Here is a 17,793-nt window from a genome sequence, read left to right as displayed (position 1 = left end):
TGTATATAATAAGTATATAAAATAAATAAGCAAAAGAGGAAAACAAAATGAAAAACTACGAAGTAACTAACGAAGCTAAAAACTTAAACACTCAAGTCGAAACAATGGGACAAGCAGTTGATTTATATAAACAATACGGTTCTGATACAATTGTTTGGAGCATTGACAAAAATGAAGATTTAATTGATGAAGTAACTGAACTTGTTGCAGAATATGCTGAAAAAGGCACAGTAATTAAATAATATGACTGCTAAAAATGACTTGACAGGACGGCGCTTTGAGCGCTTGACTGTTTTAGGTGATGTTGGCAAACGAGCGAAAAATGGTAAGGTTTTGTGGCATTGCATGTGCGACTGTGGAAAAATAACATTTGTTCGTGGTGATCATTTAAAAAACGGAAAAGTTAAATCGTGTGGTTGTCTAAATGACGACCTTAAAAGAAAAAGGTATAAAGATTTAATTGGATATGAAAACGATAATTTTAAAGTTATCGTCAAAAAAGAAAGTGAAAATCAACGTGTCGATTGGCTTTGTGAATGCAAGCATTGCGGTAATTACACATATCTCAATTCAAACGAAAGTGAAGTCACGAAATCATGCGGTTGTTTGCTAGGTGCATCAAAAGAATTTATGAACGCTATACGAGATCCTGAATCTTTAAAGTCGACAAAACCGACTGCTAAAAGCACAACTGGCGTGCGTGGAGTTTATTACAATAAGCGTAAAGGTAAATATCAAGCATTTATTAATGTTGATAAGAAAACAGTTTATCTTGGCCAATTCGCAAGATTAGCTGACGCTGAACATGCACGAAAAAATGCGGAACAAGAATTTTGGAATAAATAAAAAAAGCCCCCACTGATTAGTGAGGGGTTTTCTTATATCTTATTAAGTTTAAATCCTTGAATGTATCGGACGTGAGCTTAGAATGAAACTTATCGCAAGTGTTGATAATGCAGATGTTTCTTTTAAATAACACAAAAAACCGCCCTCGAATTGAGAGCGGTTTTCATTTACATATCTGTAGCGTCAATGAGATAGCTATCTTCTACCCATTGAGCAGATTGTGGATGATTGATCCGTGACCAACCATTTATTTTTTCATACACTCTTACACGAGTGCCTGCGACAAGCAACTCTTTATCCTCTGAATTTGCATCAGGTTTTGACTCAACATAATAGTCTTCTGACAGCGTTGCTTCATAGTATGGCATATTGCTATTAGTTAATGGTGTATTAACGTCTAACTCATGCTCAAATTGAGATATAGCACTTGTTGTAACATTTGGTGTTTCTGATTGTTTACCAACGTATCTGTACGCATACACATATGGCATTCCATTCCAGGACCAAATTTCATCATGATTGTTAACTGTAATGCCATTATACCCATAATTACAATGTATAATATTGTCAGCATCAACAAAAATCCCTGCGTGACCACCTGCCCCTGCAGATGCTCCACGTTGACCCCAAATAAATATGTCACCACGTTGCGCAATCCAACTTGTATTTTCAGCAATTAAAACATAACCATTTTTAATTAACCAATCGTGCATATATTCAGTGTTTACTGCCCAACCATTATCAGATGCACCTGCGCTTCTCAACGCAAAATAAACAGAACTTGAGCAATCGTAGCTACTCGGTCCGTTTCGGTAGTCCATTGAGTAAGTAACTTTACCTTGTCTAGCAGCCATCCAAGCAATAGCTTGCTCAGTATTTATTGTCATATTATTTCTCCTTGTTAAAAAATGGATAAACGATAAGAGCAATCAACGAAATAGGCACATATAAGATTGCAATTGCTACTACTAATGCTAATCGTGTGATTGCTCTCATGTTTTTACTCCTCGTCTTTGATTTGCGATACATTCATCAAGATACATGTTAGTCCTGATAACAATACTGCTGATAACATTGTCGGCCAGTTAATATCTGTGATTAACACACTTGACCCAATAAGACCAACAGCAGTCTGCGCCATAGTTTTAATCGTTTTGATTAAGACTTTTTTTGACCATTTTTCAATATTCATATTATTTTCCTTTCAATGTTGATTTGATTTCGTTGATGTCTGATGTCAAATTTTTGATTTGCTCTGACAAAACTTGCAATGTTTGGTTCTGTTGCTCAACGGTTTCCATACGTCTATTTAACTGTCTAGCATCTACTTTTAGGTGTTCAACTTCGGACTGCAACAATGTGATGTCAGTAGCTTGCTTGATAGACTTAGAGTTAAACATGTTGTAAATCGTCATGATTCCAACGACAAACCCGACTGCGCTGTAAATAAAATCTGTCACATAACTACCTCTTTAGTTTTCCAAAATGCGTTTGAGAGTTTCTTCGTCACACATAAGTGCAAGTTCTTCTTTAACTTTTGTATTGATCAATTCAGAAAATTTATGTTTCAAAAATTGAGTCCATGTTGTTTTTTCGTAAAATAAATTAATTGCAAAAAGTTTAATCATCATATCTATCCCTTCTTTCTTATAAATGAGTTTAATTAAGTGCAACAATATCTTCATCGGTTATAGTACCTTTCGAATACAAAATTTCTATTAATTTCATAGCAGCCAGATTGCCAGTTGTAGCCACTTTGTCAGCTTTTTCAACCAATTCGTTAAATTGATTAAATTTCTCAGACAGTGCCTTTGCTGGGTCCAATTTTTGAAAAATCAATTCCTGACAAAGTTTCATAACTTCATCTTGTGGCGTATTTAAATACTCTTTTGGTAATTCCAATGGTATGTGCCAACCGGCGTGTTCATCAGTGCCATCAATGATGACACTTGTTCCTGACAATGACCCATCAGCCATTTGCTTCGGATATTTTGACGTTATATTTAACATAAGTAACTCCTTTCTTGAGTTTATTATCTGTTTTATTCGAGTGTTAATTTTACGCAGTTCTTAACCAAATATATGTCGTAATATACGGTTGCATGTTGTTATGCGCTTGACCACCACCAACCGAGTTAGTTTTTACACCTTGTGTGTAACTAGTTTGAGCTGACCTCATAACACTCCCAACGTTTTGCCAACCGCTCGCATTTCCTGCGGTTCCAGCTTCTGTGTTAACCTCATGCTGATGGGCTGGCAACTCATTGACTGTCAATTTGTGAGTCTTAGCACCACCTGTCTTACCGACAGTATTAAAATCTGAGTCATTTTCGTTTACACCGACAATTGTTTGGCCTTGAGCGTATCTGACCCACGTACCACCCATTAACGTGCTTGGATTAGCTGATGACGTACTCATATAGATTGCCCCGATTGGGTACATCATGTTTAACAAAGCTAATTTACTAATCGCAAATCCATCAACAGTTAATGATTTAGTCTCTGTCTTGCCACTAATGTAGACATCTCCCTCAGCATCAATGATGCCACGCTCCCAAACTTTACCAAATGCCACTCCAGTAGGTGCTTTGGTCATCAATGCAAACTCACTTGATATCGTCTGAGTAACTGGCGATGCTTGCATAAGACTATCACTGAGTACAATTCTAACTATCCACGACTTTGATTTGTCGTAAGTTCCACCAAGATTTAATAGCTCACCGTTAAAGCTTGATACAGTTGTCCATGTATTAGTCGCTGCACCGTTGTCTGTAACAAAAATACCAGTATCATAAGGTGCAACATCAACTTTTATTTTAAGTTGATTTTTTTGGATTCCTCCGACCATCAAAGGTGCGATTTTAACGATAGGTGACAATTGTAAAATGTTTGGATTAGACTTAGCTCTTGTGACTTTAAACGAGGTAACAAAAGGTAGAAAATAATCAATCACATTAATACTTACGTCAACTGGTGCAGATGTTAATCCGCGACTATCAGTGACAGTTGCTCTCACGGTTGCTGAGCCGACATAATCCATCATGCCAAGTGTTCCACCGTTAGCAGTTATCACGTTGCCTTTGCCAACAATTTCGGCACGATAACCAACGATACTTGCACCGTTTGAGCCAGTAGCCCCGCTAAATGCGACTTTTACATTGCTTAAAATCCGTACAAAGTTATTACCAGTGATTAGACTACCGGTGGAAGTATTAGCATCAGATAAGCTGATACTTGTCAGCTTTGGCTTATAAGTTGCATTATCCGGCACAGATACTGATAGAGAGTATTTATTCTCTCCGATTTTTGATGACCCCGAGTAGGTCTCGACCGTAAATGTGCCAGTACCTGTTAATTCGTTTGGCATTAAGCTAGCAAATGATGTTGGTAAAGTCCACGAATAACTCGTATCAACTCCAGTTGCAATCGTGCCAGTTGTACCTTTAAAGTCATACTTGATGGTGTGTTTAAAGCTAGCATCTTGTCTTGTGACGTTGATTGCTACTGCACTACCCAAAGTTCCACTAATCGCACTTGATGTACTAGCACGCTTAATTGTCGGCAATCTGATAAGCTCTGATACGCTTGCCTCACCATAATTGCTAAAATTAATAGGTAAGTAAGCAGATATATTAAATTGAGGTTTAGAGCCATCAGAATTATGATTAACTCGATAATCCTTAGCTAAAATCTGCTTGTATTGACCTTGGCTGATAGATGGGTTGATATTGACAGTCTCAGACCAACCGTCCACTGTAATTTTCAATGGTCGATTCTCAGACAGCGAAATCATACCGTACGATGACATGCGTAAGAACACTTGCACGTTAACTGTGCTAAAGTTTCCAACTGTATTTTGAGAGTTCCATGCCGAGATAATCTCAAGTGTTAGGTTTCCACCCCAACCACCAGTAAATGTATTAGTACCCATGATTCACCCCCTATCCTATATACCTGATGACATTAAAGTTTGGATTAGCATCATACACTTCTTCAACATATTTTCCAATCTGTATGCGCTCGGTAAACAGACCGTTTTTAATCATCAAAGTGTCACCAGTTAACGTCATCTGAGCGGTACCGTTTGTGACGAAGCTAATGCTATCCTGTGACATAAACAATTTAGCTTTACCCTCTTTATCACCAATTGCTATCCCCTCTTCGCCGATGAGTGTTTCGTTGTTAATAAATTCAAATTTGGCTGATGCCTCACCAAGTTTTTGATTTAGCTCTACTGTTCTATCAAAGAGCGATGCTATATCAGACGCAACCTTTTGTTTTTCGTCTTTTGTGGTTGTCTCGTACCACAACTTATATCTAGCCTCAACTTCGCTAATAGTGTTTTGCATAGCCTCGGCAATTGCATTTTCACGAGCTAGTGATGTTCGCTCCTCGAGCGCTAGCAACTGCGCTTGGGTGAGCGCTAGGTCTGCTTTTGAGTCGATTTTTGCATCGATGTCTTCAATCGGTTGTAACCAAGATTTGTTAACAACATTACCAATCGTGACATTAAGGTTATCAAATTTAACTATGTCATAATCTACTTTAGTGCCATCAAAATAACGGTTAGTGTAGACTAGTAGCTTTGTATCAGCTTCAATTTTGGGGCATTTAAATGTTAATTCAAAGCGTCCTTTTTGATTAAGATCAGACAAATTTTTCAAAAAAAACGGAAAAATTGAATTAGCTGATCGTGACCACAAAGCGAAGCCAACTTGTTTGGCGTAAATTGTCAATATTGTTGATTTTTCAATAATTTCAGCATCAAAGCTAATAGTATACGTTTCGCCCTCTTTAAAAATATCAGGAATATTAATTGCTTCCACAAATGCATTAGCCCAAGCTTTTAAAGTAAAGGACTTAGAGGAGTAGTTATTAATAAGATATTTACTAGCAAGCAAATTACCTGTACTCAAAACGATAGAGCCAACCATATCAACCCATTTGTACTTGGTAGGGTCTGAACTGTCTGCACTTACATAGTCAGTATATTGACCGATGTAACGCTTACCGTCAGATACGGTTAAACTGAAGTCTGTTTTACCATCCGCACTGTTTGCGTAAGCAGTGTGCCAATATGGGGTCTTGCCATCTGCACCGTCAATTAAATTAGTTATTGTATAGGAACTACTCGCTAGTATTGCCAATAGAATCACCTACTTCCGTCTCGTCGAATAAATCGATGATTGGCGTAGCCATTCCATAAGTTTCCCAGATTTTTTCAATGGCTTCTTTTTTCGTATCAACTTTAAAATCAATGATTTCAAGTTGTCCGCCTAACTCAATATGTGCTTTTATCATCCGTTTACCTCACAAAAATAAGTACCTTTGATATTAATATCAGTTGCTTTAACAGTAATTGACTTACCTGTTTTGTATTGATTGCCAGTGCCACCAAAGTTAGCATCTAAGACGCCATTTTGGTCACGCTTAGACCATTTGTAAGTGTATTTGCTACCAGTTGTGTCAATCTCCTGTCCTGACTGATAGAGCTTAGCGGTAATCGTTGTTGATCCTTGATTGTTTTTAAATACGTCTCCAGACGTTGATTCCATAACAATTGCAATTGGGTCTGAGTAGTCAATTAGTGTTGCAATTCCAGTTACTACTGTTCCAGACGTTCCACCGGCTTTATCAATAATAACAGCTTTGAAAGTTTGTGCATTTGTGATAAAATCTGCTGTAACTGTTAAAATGCCTTGCGATGTCACGTTAACTGCTGTTGGTGCAACATTGGCGCTAGCCCCTACTGTGTTGGTTTGGCATAAATACCAACCAAGACCACCGTCTGCATCATAACCAGTTGAGCTTGTTGATACTACAGAACTAGAAGCATAAAAGAATTTAATTTGTTTATTTCCGCCTGATAACTGACCACCCTTATATAAATCAGCATTGATAGTTAAAGTGGCTGGTAAATTATTGTAAAATGCACCACCAGAACCAGTATAGACACTAGCAATTAATGGCGATTTTGCTAATTGAATAACAAACAGGTCTATGGTTGCTGAAAACGGAACTAACAACCCACTAATTGGGTCTAACCAATTCCCGGTTGCAATAAAGCGTGAACCATTTCCATTTATTGGCACATTGACTTTAGTTGTTAAGACACTGTTAGAAGTGCCTGAAAGGTACTGAGTATCAGTGTTAGTTGTGCTAGTAATAGATGTAGATGCACCGTTATCAATCCGAGACCACGTAACAGGTCCTGACACACCTGATAAAATCGATGTTCCGCTCCCAGCCTTTGTTAAATTTAATGTTAATGTCTGTGGTGTACTAGCGTAAGATGGGGACCAAGTCTGCCCAGTTCCATCATACATTTGAGTTGTGTTTGCGCTAGCTGTTATAAAAGCGCTTAAAACAGGTGCATCTGATAAATCAGTCAGTGTAATCTGACCACTCGAAACTACTACCATTTATTTTTTCTCCTTTTTAAATTGGTGTGACATCACAGTCAAATGTTGCTCGTTGCCAGATGTCAAATTGTGTGATTGTTATTGATTTTTGACTTGTCTGATGTTGTGCATTCCAAGTCTTATCAAGAGTTCCGTCAGCGTTTTTTTTAGTCCAAACGTAGGCAAAATCATTTCCTGCTATGTCTATCTCCTTGTTATCACGCCAAAGTGTCGCAATTAAACGAGTGCTTATAATGTTGTTTTTAAATATGTTGCCATTTGATGACTTGATGACCATCAAGATTGGTGATACACCGTCGCCTGTATTAGTAAATGTTATTTGCCTTGTAGCTACTAAGTCATTTCCAATAAATGCATCAACTGATACTAAAAAAGGCTTTTCAATCGGAACTGTTGAACCGTCAACGGTATAAGTTAGACCACTAGCTAGCAACGTGTCAAAATTCCTAAATTGGAAGGTTGCATTAAACTTTTTGTTTGATTTCCACAATTCAGCAGTAAGTACGCTTCTTCCAGTGCTATTTTTAAACGTAGTCCCGTTGTCAGTGATTAATCTTAAGTCGTATGGTTTAGCTTCTTCAGCTATATCATTCATGCGGTCTATTAAGATTGATGATGTTTTGTTTTCGAGGGCTTTGTAGTTATCAAAAACAGTTTTATTTTGATTTGGCTCTGTAAACGATATGTGTTGTTCGCTGACCCTCGCTTCTAATGTCAGGCTAGGACTGTACTCTTTATCGCTGATTTTAACTGTGTCACCAACATCAAGATTAGCTACATATCCAACAACTTCGTAGGTAATCGCAGGATAAGCGTTTTTTCGTAGCGTTGCTAATGCAGTTGATATAAGCACTTCCTCTGCATCAGTTTGGACTTCAATGTCTTTTCTAATCCAGTTATCGTCTATCTCTCTTCCACTGAAAGCAGATGGATAGAGGTCTTTAGAGATTGGTGCATATAACATCCCATTTTTTACATAAAATTCAACATCGCCTTTATCATTTTTCCACTCTCTGTAAAGAGCATTTGAGATAGTGATAGTTTTTTCTTCGCTCGTTGTTGAGGTCTCTGTTGTGCTGTCTGGTGTAGGCTCTGTTGTGCCATTGATGCGTTTTCCTTGGACGATTTCAGGTGGATAACAAACAGTTTGGACAACGCCTAAATAAGCACTAGCTGAGTAGTTACGTTCTTCAACGTATTGATGCCCTGCGAAGTTTTGCTCTAAGACTGTAAGTGTATCGCCAGAGATAGCTTTAATAACTACAGTATGCCCCCAACCGCTAGTATAGACTGGGCCACCTGCGTTTGCTTTGATGTTTGCAATCGCACCCGGTATCAAATCAGCCACGCTTCGAGGGACTATTGATTTCCAGCCGAACTGACCCCAGTTGTAATCTGTGCCGATTTGTGATGCTGCCATACCGCCGCCGATAAGCCCTCTTAAACTAGTGACACCTCCACCAAGACCTGGACCGTTTAATGCATTTGCATACCAAGCAGACAATGCGTAGCACTGACCACTCCCAACCAATCTACCTTTTAAAGTCGACGCTTGATCAAGTACGGATTTTGTTTTACTGGCAATCTGAGTAACTGGCGATTGCCCGACTGTACCCATGGATTTAAATTGATTGTCAATATTATCCATCGCATTGTTATTATTGCGGTTGATACCAGACCTAATGTCTCGCATTAACGGTGCATAATGAGCATATCCAGCTGCAGCATAATCATATGTTGCACCGCCTACTCTAAACAGGCCCTTTGTATAGTCGTCAATAGTATTTGCACCTTTTACCTTATAGATGCCTTGCTCTGCCAAAAGATAGGTGTAATCTTTAAAGTAATCAGATATATTAGCAAAGTGCATATAATAACCGCCCTCTGCTGATGGTCTCGGACTACCTTGCGTAACTTTAACACCTGATGGCCTTGTTGTTGAGCCTGACCACGTTAAACCACCCCAGTTATTATCGACACGAGCAACGTTGGAATTCCCCCAAAATGACTCTAAGTATAGTTGACTAAATACGCCTGACGGTAACAATTTATGTTGTGTACACAGACTTAATATCTCGCCGACAATAGCTGATGGAATGTTATGCCCAGCGTAATTAAGATTACCTCCTGACCAAGTAACAGTTCCAAGTTTTGCTGACCCCTGTTTAACAGTTGTAGTCGTTGTTGTCACTGTAGCTTTACCTCGTGGATAAACTGCATTAAATACACCAGTCTTATCAATCTTACGTCTAACACCATCAATATTTTTGCCATACGATAAAATGACATCGTCACGGCGTTTTCCTACACCTTGATTCTTACCATCATTTTTTTTGTAGATATTCATGACAAAAGACTTTAAACTAGAGTCGCTTTTAAGATTTGTCACAAATTCGATTTCTGCATCAAAATTATTAGCAATGGATAATAAGCGTTTGAGATTAGTATCTTGGCCAGTCCATTCGATGGTTCGTTTTTGGTCAGCTACCTCATTGACTCCGATTGTTATCGCACCATATTTTAAAACACCAAATAAATTGCAATAATCAACAAATGACAATTGATTTGCAGATTTATAAGGTCCTGCATACTCGTTTAGTAGTTCGAGATTCAGATTTTCGCAGTAACAATGGATTTCTGTGTCTGTTTCGTCAGTTGTCATAACATTAAACAAATAAGTGCGTCCGTTATATTTAAACGAAACAAAAGACCTCTCTGTTAATGTCAGATAGGCCTTTTCTTTAACTGTGTCTGATTTGATACCTTTTTTGTAAACGGTAAACTCAAAAGTCGAGTTAGCTGTTTTCAGGTATTGCGAAAACTTGTCGTTGTAATAATTCAAGGTATCTTGCTTGTCATTGTCGATAAAAGCTACCTTTTCAAGACCTGCATTGTGTATTGTAATAAGCATTATAGATACCTTTCTTCAAATTTAATTTCAACTTGCGGTTTTGATTCTACCCACTGTGAAGTGTACAACTCTATGTTTGTTTTCCCTGGAGGAATTTTGATAAAGTCTGGGATATCAATAATCTCGCTTATCTTTTTAATTCCGTCGATTGTAAAAGTGTCATTTTCACTATTGATAACAACTTCGCTTCCTGCGCTGAATCTATTTGGTACATCTTCTATTGACTCGATAAAATCTTTACGATAATAGAGACTGTCTAAGTACAAGTGCGCAACCATTGGATTGCTACCAATAGAACCAATAATGACGTGTATTTTTTTAGATTTACGGCCCTTAATTCCTTTTGCTACCAGCGGGATTGAGGACCCTTTCCACGCTACAGATAACTTGTCGTCATTTCGTTTAATTTCAGCAAATCCATTAACTGTATTAAATGGATTTTCACTAGACTCATTAGTCCCTTTAAAAGTAAATCGTTTTAAAACTTCAAAGCTGCCGTTACCATCACTGGCCAAAATGTTGTACTCACAATCTATACCTTGAGACCTCTTATAGGTTTCGACACCATATAAAAATTGGTCATTTTCGTCCGATACGGTTACTTGGATAAAGCCATATTGGTTAAAACCATCATTCCACATCGTTTGTCTCCACCAAATGCAATCGTTCAACGAGCCTGCCTCTCCTTTTGAGTCAGCGGGTATTGGCCAAGTGAGACTTCCTCCGTTATAACCTGTCATATTTCTATATGTTGTCTTGATGTGCTTTTTATCCCACAAGTCAATAACAGACAATGTGTTTTTAAGTGTTAGCAAATTAGTATTATTGATCGCTACGTTTTTTTGAGCATTATTAAACCCTTGGACAATCTTAGCATCACGATAATCAAGCAATATTTCAGACTTATTGACAGTTTCACGATCTGTTTCTTCTCGACTTCCAGCCTCGAATATCCCTGTTTGATTTACCAATCCTAGATAACCATTTTCCGTGCCGTGTTTGATGGTGATAATGGGGAATGCGTCCGTATTACCGTTATTAGTCACTTCAAAAATTTGCTTGCCGTCCGCCTCAGACATCACAGTTGCTTTTTTATACGTGACGGAGTGGGCTACACCGTCTGGAACAAGCAGTTCCAAACTTACTAGACTTAGCCAAGCGATTGGATCGCTAGCCGATATTTTATTTATTGGTATAGCTAGATAATATTTGTCAGGCTCATCGCTAAAAGTCACTTTAACTTGCTCATTGACATTAAAAATACCAGCTAATTTATGTTTTAGCTGGTTTAATGCGTACTCGTTTGTCCTGTCCTTTAAATAAAAATCAACTGTGATTATTTTTGCGCTAGTCTTGATTTTTTTAACATGTAAGCCAATAAATGGGGCGTCATTAGTTTCGGCTTGCCGATTGTTACCGATGTCACGATTGACAGACATGATAGTGATGAGGCTAGATAAATCCACATCATTAAAAGTCATTGTAGTCATCTAAACCTCACCTCTCAATCGTTTTAATGTCATATCTCGACTATTTAAATAGTCTCTCATATCTCCACCTGTTGTTCTAGCGACCTCATGCCCATTGATATTTAACACAATAGGGCGTTTAACAGCTTCATTTGCTAATTTAAGGGCATTTTTAGCTATTTCATCATTACCGCTGATCATTACCATTCCTGATTGCGAACGAGCGCTCTCTTTTGCATATTTCATGCTAATATCATGTGGAACTACCACAGAGCCACCAGGCAAGTAAGTTAACTCCCCACGTCCACCTTCATTCATTCGAGCGAAGCCACCTTGCCAATTGTCAGTACCTCTAGCAAGGTAAGGGATATTCCCAATAGTGCCAACATTCACCCCGGGAATTTTATTAACAGTGCCTATTAAGCTATTAATGCCACTTATTGCGCCATTGATAATGCCTATAACACCATTCATAACTCCTTTAAAAATAGCAACAATTCCACCTAATATTCCGCCTAGCATATCCACAATTCCCTGCCAAGCTTTGCGCCAATCCCCAGTAAATACACCAGTAATGAAAGTTATTAATCCTCCTAATACTTCAAGTATGCTTTTTACTATTCCACTAATTGTTTGAAATGAAACGGTCATTACATTTGCGATAATTGCAAACGCCCCTTTAAATACAGCGCCTAAAGTTTCAAGCACAGGGGGAAGAACTTTCCCAAAAAGTTCAGCAAGTGTAGAAATAAATGGTTCTGCTTTTTTTAAAAAGATTGACAATTCAATAGCTATATCCTCTAATGTCTGTTTAAAACTGTTATATAAAGGAATTAACGATTCTTCAACTACTGACATTATTATTTCTTTTATTGCTTGAAAAACAGGCAATATAAAACTATTCCAAACATTTGTTAACATCGTTGAAATACTTGTCCAAATTTCTGTTACAGCAGTTCTAAAAGCTTCGGAATTCGTCCATAAATCTTTTATAGCTAACACAACTAATCCAACTGCAAGAGCTATACCTGCAAAAATTGCGATTATAGGTCCAGCACCAAGCGAACCAAATACACCTGCTAAAGCTCCGCCTTCAGCTGTTAACGCTCCAAACCATCCAGCTATGCCAGATATTGCGCCTCCTATTGTTCCAAATGCAGTTATTAAACTACCAATTCCAACAATTAATTGCCCAAAGACTAATAAAACTGGTCCAGCCAATGCAACTACCCCAAAAGTCCATTTTTGCCAAGGTTCAAGTGGTAAGTTGTCCCATATTGTTTTTAATACATTGGATACATTGGTTACAAAAGTTTTAGTGGATTGTTCTAGTTCATTCATCAATTTTTTTATATCTGCATTCTTATCACCGAAACCTGCTGATAGGTTGTTTAATGATGATAACATCTGATTAAAAGACCCACTTATAGTTGATTCAGCTTCTTCTGCAGTCGTTCCAGTAATCCCAAGCTCGGTTTGGATTACATGGATTGCCTCGATAATATCTGACAAGTTGTTTATGTCATATTTAATTCCTGTTAGTTCTTCAGCTTTTTCAAGCAATCGTTGCATTTCTTCCCTTGAGCCACCGTACGTTTATATTCGCCATAAGTCGTTAATTTATGACCGTTCTCTTATGAACTGCTATATATTTCTATATAGACTAGACTATCTCTTGTACATTTCTGCACCCTCGCACTTCCACCCACTTGGGTGTACTCTACTCCATTAAAAAAGCACCTTATTTTATAAATAAGAATGCTTAATCTGTTTCGATAGTCGTTACACTTTCCTTTAAAAAAGGCTTAGCACGGTATTGTCATGCACATAATAATGTGTTTAGAGTTTCACCGTTTTCACGAGGTTTATACTGAGCTAGTTTTTTAGGTTTACCCAGTTTTAAGTTATCTAACCATTTATACCCCCACTTTCGTGGTATTTAAAAAGGCTTACGATTTTTCGTAAACCTTAAGGGATTAGACTATATCTTCAACTTTTTCAAAGATCCAGCCTTTTTTATCATGCGCATTTGGATTCGTCCTTTTTTTAGACGAGTGCTTCTGATATCGCTTGTTGTAAACAACTTCGCTGTCAGATGTTCCAAAATACTCAGCACAGGCTTGTCTTGATTCGAAAATTATTTCTTTGCCATCGAGATGTGTCGCTCTAACTTTTCTCCGTTTATTTATGCTTCTTTGTTCATGGCCAAACGCCAATCTATTTTCTGATGGAGTAACCCATCTCAAATTAGAAACATCATTATTAGAACGGTTTCCGTCTATATGGTCTACCCATAGTTGTTCTTCATTTTCAGGTTCGTCAAGAAAAGCTTTAGCTACAAGCCTATGGACGTGTTTAGCAACAACGATTCTAACGTATCCGTTATTCTTGCCCAGCACCATAATCTGACCTGTATCATTTTTCATGACTCTTCCTTTATTGCTTATAGAATACCCCGGTAAATCATCAATATCTTTCCACATCTCCATAGCTTTCATTCTCCTTTAAAGTTGGTGTGCACTTCCCATATCGTACTAATAGATACAGTACTGAGTAACAAACTCATAGTCGTTTGACTTTCTTTATATATTATACCAAATTATCATCTATCAGTCAATAATAATTTGGTTTATACGCATAAAGCTTAGCACAGGATAATCATGACGAAAAGCTATAATCGTTTTAGACTTCCCCTGTTAGCAAAGCCATCTCAATAGCCATTTCCTGCTATATTTTGACTTCACACCCCTAGTAGGGTTCACACACTTTCATCTACATAGTCACCTATGCAGCGGACATTAATTCTATCGTAAAATTACCTTTCGCAAAACCTTGGTAAGCATTTTGGATTAACTCAATAGATGTACCCATCTTGTTGGCGTTGTCAGACATGTCAATGATAGCTTTATCTGCCACCTTGGCAGCCTTAGCAGTATCCCCGCCAAGACCTTGTAATAAGCTAGCTGAAAATGAAGTAACTTGTTCCATATATTTAACAGATGATATTCCAGCTGTTTTATAGGCTTTTTCAGCATTTGAAATTACTTCTTTTGATGAGCTTTTGAACAGTGTTTCAACACCGCCCACGGCTTGTTCCAGATCTGCGTAAGCTTTGACTGCGTAACCAACCGCCCCAACAATTGGAGTTGTAATCCATTTTGTCATGTTAGAACCAACATCCGCTATTTTTTCACCGACACCGCTCATTTTATCGCCAAAACTTCTTAACTTTTCAGAGGTATCTCCTATGCTTTTTGACATTTCACTGAAAGTTCCCGAAGCTGTTTTATTTGCTTCTTCAGTTTTTTTCTTTAAAGCTTCAACTGCTTTTTGAGCTTTATCAAATTCCTTTTGCATGCTCGAAGCATCACCTGTTACGTCAACACCTAAAGTATAATCAGCCATTATCTACCTCCTCTCTGTTTGGTTTTTTTAAGTTGTTAGCTTTGTAAATTGCATCAACCCATGACTTGCCTTCAGTTTCTTCCGATATAGATATAATTTCTAAGTGAGCTGTGACAACATCCATATTTGCTGGTTGTTGCTTACGTTTCCAAAGGTCTGAAAACTTACTGCCTTTTTTACGCATAGCATTGCTAACAGCGTTTAATACTGCATTCCTCATAAACTCATTATCTCTAACCAATTTATCTTCCCAAGCTTTACGAATAAACAACTTTTCTCTTTTTGTTAGTTCTAAAAAATCGTTTTTAGTTATTCCAAACTCAACAAAGAAAAAAGCGAAGTCAATATCTTTTTCGTATTGCTTCGCTAGTTCTATATATTCGTAATCAGTATTATCTTCACTCCCACCGAGATACTCTAACTCAACTAAGCGCCTAGGAAGAAAAAAGGGCAGTCACGCTGGACAGTGGTAATAATCAACATGTTTACATAAGCAAAACCTTTTGCATTTAAAACTTTTTCGAAAACAATAGAACCTTGTTCAGCAGATACTCGACCACCTTCAACCGCATACAATGCATTTGAAAAGTATTGTCGCATAGTTGCCAAAGACAGCATTCCCTTATCACTCATAATAATGCTCATAAAAGCTTTACCTGTGATTGACTCAATATTTTCAATAGTTTTTTCGTTATATTTTAATTCATATTGTTTTTCATCAATTGTAATAATTTCTTTTTCCATTATTCCTGCTCTCTATTATTCAGGCATAGCTACTACTAAATTAGCTTGATCTGTTAATGTTGACAAGTCAACTAATGCACCGTTACCATCTAAACTGATTGAGTAAGTCATACCGTCATCATATGGTGCTTCTAGTGAGTAATCACTGACATAAGCTAGTCCGCCAAACATGCCTTTTTTAGTTTTACCGTTAACAACTTTGATACAAACTGGATTGCTTGCTTCAAACGCTTTGCCTAGTTCTTTGTGTGTTTCGTCAGAAGGTATGTATAGACCATCGTTGTCAATAGACCATTCTTTCATACCAGCGATTTTAGATTTCCAACCGCCTTTGGTATCTTTAGACGACACTTCGATTGAATCTGCTGAACGATTAATTGTCAACCCTTGTTGCCCACTGATTGCCAATAATTTAGCCCCAGTTGCATCAAAAATTGCCAAGATAATGTCTTTCCCTGCAATTGCTTTAGTGGAGCTTGCATCAAAGTTACAATACACACCACTATCAAATTCTGTTCCCATTATTTTCTCCTTTTATATCTTTGTTTTAAAGCCATAAGCGACTTTTATTTCATAGGCAATAATCGCATGATTCTCACCTGTTTCATCCTCTTGTAAGGACTGCATCCCAGTTTCTACTTGTCGTAGCACTTCAACACCATCTGGTAATGCCAACTCCATTGTTAAAGCTTCTTCTAAATCTTCAATCATTTTATAGATTGCAATTTTAGATTTTCCTTTTTCTGAAATTGCATGTATCCAAATGGTAAATACTTCGCACCACATGACTTTTGTGTCTTCTGGTCGTTTATCCACAATCTCAATAAAATAAAAAGGTGAAGGCGCATCTTCTGGGACAGAATCATACGCTACAACACCTGTATATTTTTCAATTGTTTCCTTTAAAGTGGCATGTAAATCTGTCAAACCTAATTTTTTTAACATACCTTACCTCTTCTTTCTTAATTCAGCTAACATATCTTTAAAATAAATTTGACGTTGTTTTTGAACGTTATTGAAAAGATATTTTTTACCGTTGACATAACCAACTTGCTTGCCTTTTCTTACTATCCTACGCCCATATTCAACGTGCGGAGCATAGTCTTTTGTATAGTAAAAAGAACCTGTATAAGAACCATCTTTAGATGAAATTTCTTGCTTTCTTCTTGAACGTCTTAATTCCCCAGCGCTATGGTTTTTTGTTTGTTTACCAACTGGCGTGCCTGGCGGTCTAGCCCCTCGATTAAACATTTGAGTAAGGCTTTTATTGACAACACCATCCCATCGAATAGCATTCATTGCCCTAAAACGTTCTTCAAGCTTTTCAGTGCCTTTAATTGTAAATTTCATAAGCGATAACCATTAATCAATAACAAACGCCAACGACCTAAATCTTTAACTGATTTTATATCGTAATATTTGCCGTCTAATTTAACTTGTGATGCCTTTTTAGCTTCACCTAGTGTTATTGTATTACTTATCATTTTACGATTGCTAGACGTTAAATCTCGACCGTATACAATCTCATCATTGGCGTGCCACTCCGTAAACCTCCCTTTATGACTTACAGATTCTGATTTAGTTATGATGTCATTTCCAAGGGTGTCTTTTTGTCCTGTTGATACGTTAGTTACCAAATTAAAAGTGGTATATCTCATAAGAAACGTACCACCTTTTTATTTAGTATTGCTAAACGGTCTTTTTTGTAACTTGTCAACTCTTCGCCGTATTCTGCCAATAAATCATTAACAAATGTTGTTCTAATTGTGTCGGCGTCTTCGCTCGAGATTCCCTCATAGTATAATCTACGATACATTTTAACCACAACATCCACAGCAATAGAGTTAAAAATAGGATTAAAAATAGCATCTCCTACTTTTAAGTTAATACGATCAATAGCGGTTTGAACTAATTCAGAAAGAAGTAATGGATTAACATTGGTTTCGTCAGATAACCTTATTTTTACACGAGCTAGAATGTCTTCATTAGCACTCAT

The 17,793-nt window shown here is 37.4% G+C and carries 21 protein-coding genes and 2 pseudogenes; 2 read left to right on the top strand and 21 right to left on the bottom strand.

The window, feature by feature from the left end; translation table 11 throughout:
• Positions 1-47 precede the first annotated feature (47 nt).
• Together Q9317_RS04690 and Q9317_RS04685 are read left to right on the top strand one after the other, a co-directional pair.
• The gene (locus tag Q9317_RS04690) at positions 48-242 is read left to right on the top strand and encodes a hypothetical protein (protein WP_016355977.1); all 195 of its coding nucleotides are present in this window, start codon (positions 48-50) and stop codon (positions 240-242) included.
• 1 nt (position 243) lies between these two features.
• Positions 244-846 carry an AP2 domain-containing protein gene (locus tag Q9317_RS04685; protein WP_016355976.1) on the top strand — a complete coding sequence of 201 codons (603 nt, stop codon included), beginning with the start codon at positions 244-246 and terminating at the stop codon, positions 844-846.
• Positions 847-1,013: 167 nt separating this feature from the next.
• On the opposite strand, the gene Q9317_RS04680 is transcribed toward Q9317_RS04685, so the two are convergent.
• The 21 genes and pseudogenes from Q9317_RS04680 to Q9317_RS04580 all read right to left on the bottom strand — a co-directional run bounded on the left by Q9317_RS04680 (position 1,014) and on the right by Q9317_RS04580 (position 17,793).
• Positions 1,014-1,733, bottom strand: coding sequence for a peptidoglycan amidohydrolase family protein (locus Q9317_RS04680; protein ID WP_016355975.1), 720 nt, complete (start codon positions 1,731-1,733; stop codon positions 1,014-1,016).
• 113 nt (positions 1,734-1,846) lie between these two features.
• Positions 1,847-2,032 carry a holin gene (locus tag Q9317_RS04675; RefSeq protein WP_183121175.1) on the bottom strand — a complete coding sequence of 62 codons (186 nt, stop codon included), beginning with the start codon at positions 2,030-2,032 and terminating at the stop codon, positions 1,847-1,849.
• Positions 2,033-2,039: 7 nt separating this feature from the next.
• Positions 2,040-2,306 carry a DUF7365 family protein gene (locus Q9317_RS04670; protein WP_016355972.1) on the bottom strand — a complete coding sequence of 89 codons (267 nt, stop codon included), beginning with the start codon at positions 2,304-2,306 and terminating at the stop codon, positions 2,040-2,042.
• A gap of 12 nt (positions 2,307-2,318) precedes the next feature.
• Positions 2,319-2,477 carry a CD1375 family protein gene (locus Q9317_RS04665; RefSeq protein ID WP_016355971.1) on the bottom strand — a complete coding sequence of 53 codons (159 nt, stop codon included), beginning with the start codon at positions 2,475-2,477 and terminating at the stop codon, positions 2,319-2,321.
• A gap of 28 nt (positions 2,478-2,505) precedes the next feature.
• Complete coding sequence (locus Q9317_RS04660; RefSeq protein WP_305981604.1) at positions 2,506-2,856, bottom strand: DUF1366 domain-containing protein; 351 nt, start codon at positions 2,854-2,856, stop codon at positions 2,506-2,508.
• Positions 2,857-2,905: 49 nt separating this feature from the next.
• A complete protein-coding gene (locus Q9317_RS04655; protein WP_016355969.1) occupies positions 2,906-4,777 on the bottom strand; it encodes a DUF859 family phage minor structural protein in 1,872 nt (623 codons plus the stop codon).
• Positions 4,778-4,787: 10 nt separating this feature from the next.
• Positions 4,788-5,291: pseudogene (locus Q9317_RS10595) on the bottom strand (phage tail protein); the annotation flags it as partial.
• A 682-nt stretch (positions 5,292-5,973) separates the two neighbouring features.
• Positions 5,974-6,147 (bottom strand): hypothetical protein, encoded by a 174-nt coding sequence (locus Q9317_RS04645; protein ID WP_016355967.1) that lies wholly within the window; start codon positions 6,145-6,147, stop codon positions 5,974-5,976.
• Positions 6,144-7,268, bottom strand: a complete 1,125-nt coding sequence (locus Q9317_RS04640) for a hypothetical protein (RefSeq protein ID WP_016355966.1) — start codon at positions 7,266-7,268, stop codon at positions 6,144-6,146. The genes Q9317_RS04645 and Q9317_RS04640 overlap by 4 nt, the downstream gene beginning before the upstream one ends.
• A gap of 16 nt (positions 7,269-7,284) precedes the next feature.
• Positions 7,285-10,179, bottom strand: a complete 2,895-nt coding sequence (locus Q9317_RS04635) for a phage tail spike protein (RefSeq protein ID WP_305981603.1) — start codon at positions 10,177-10,179, stop codon at positions 7,285-7,287.
• Positions 10,179-11,669, bottom strand: a complete 1,491-nt coding sequence (locus tag Q9317_RS04630; RefSeq protein WP_016355964.1) for a distal tail protein Dit — start codon at positions 11,667-11,669, stop codon at positions 10,179-10,181. Before Q9317_RS04630 ends, Q9317_RS04635 begins: the two co-directional genes overlap by 1 nt.
• Positions 11,670-13,220 carry a phage tail protein gene (locus tag Q9317_RS04625; protein ID WP_305981602.1) on the bottom strand — a complete coding sequence of 517 codons (1,551 nt, stop codon included), beginning with the start codon at positions 13,218-13,220 and terminating at the stop codon, positions 11,670-11,672.
• Positions 13,221-13,624: 404 nt separating this feature from the next.
• Positions 13,625-14,137 carry an NUMOD4 motif-containing HNH endonuclease gene (locus Q9317_RS04620; RefSeq protein WP_016355962.1) on the bottom strand — a complete coding sequence of 171 codons (513 nt, stop codon included), beginning with the start codon at positions 14,135-14,137 and terminating at the stop codon, positions 13,625-13,627.
• A gap of 316 nt (positions 14,138-14,453) precedes the next feature.
• Positions 14,454-15,053, bottom strand: a pseudogene (locus Q9317_RS04615) (hypothetical protein); the annotation flags it as partial.
• Complete coding sequence (locus tag Q9317_RS04610) at positions 15,046-15,324, bottom strand: hypothetical protein (protein ID WP_016355960.1); 279 nt, start codon at positions 15,322-15,324, stop codon at positions 15,046-15,048. The pseudogene Q9317_RS04615 and the gene Q9317_RS04610, both read right to left, overlap by 8 nt.
• Before the next feature lie 155 nt (positions 15,325-15,479).
• Positions 15,480-15,797, bottom strand: coding sequence for a hypothetical protein (locus Q9317_RS04605; protein ID WP_016355959.1), 318 nt, complete (start codon positions 15,795-15,797; stop codon positions 15,480-15,482).
• A 15-nt stretch (positions 15,798-15,812) separates the two neighbouring features.
• Positions 15,813-16,319 (bottom strand): phage major tail protein, TP901-1 family, encoded by a 507-nt coding sequence (locus Q9317_RS04600; protein ID WP_016355958.1) that lies wholly within the window; start codon positions 16,317-16,319, stop codon positions 15,813-15,815.
• Positions 16,320-16,331: 12 nt separating this feature from the next.
• Complete coding sequence (locus Q9317_RS04595; RefSeq protein WP_016355957.1) at positions 16,332-16,742, bottom strand: DUF5072 family protein; 411 nt, start codon at positions 16,740-16,742, stop codon at positions 16,332-16,334.
• A 3-nt stretch (positions 16,743-16,745) separates the two neighbouring features.
• On the bottom strand, positions 16,746-17,147 hold the full coding sequence (locus Q9317_RS04590) for an antigen C (protein WP_016355956.1): 402 nt from the start codon (positions 17,145-17,147) through the stop codon (positions 16,746-16,748).
• Positions 17,144-17,455, bottom strand: a complete 312-nt coding sequence (locus Q9317_RS04585; protein ID WP_016355955.1) for a hypothetical protein — start codon at positions 17,453-17,455, stop codon at positions 17,144-17,146. The genes Q9317_RS04590 and Q9317_RS04585 overlap by 4 nt, the downstream gene beginning before the upstream one ends.
• The gene (locus tag Q9317_RS04580; RefSeq protein ID WP_016355954.1) at positions 17,452-17,793 is read right to left on the bottom strand and encodes a hypothetical protein; all 342 of its coding nucleotides are present in this window, start codon (positions 17,791-17,793) and stop codon (positions 17,452-17,454) included. Before Q9317_RS04580 ends, Q9317_RS04585 begins: the two co-directional genes overlap by 4 nt.

Source organism: Streptococcus iniae, from assembly GCF_030732225.1.
Lineage (GTDB): Bacteria > Bacillota > Bacilli > Lactobacillales > Streptococcaceae > Streptococcus > Streptococcus iniae.
The sequence above is the reverse complement of the archived record's forward strand: the minus strand, read 5'-3'. Positions and strand labels throughout refer to the sequence as shown.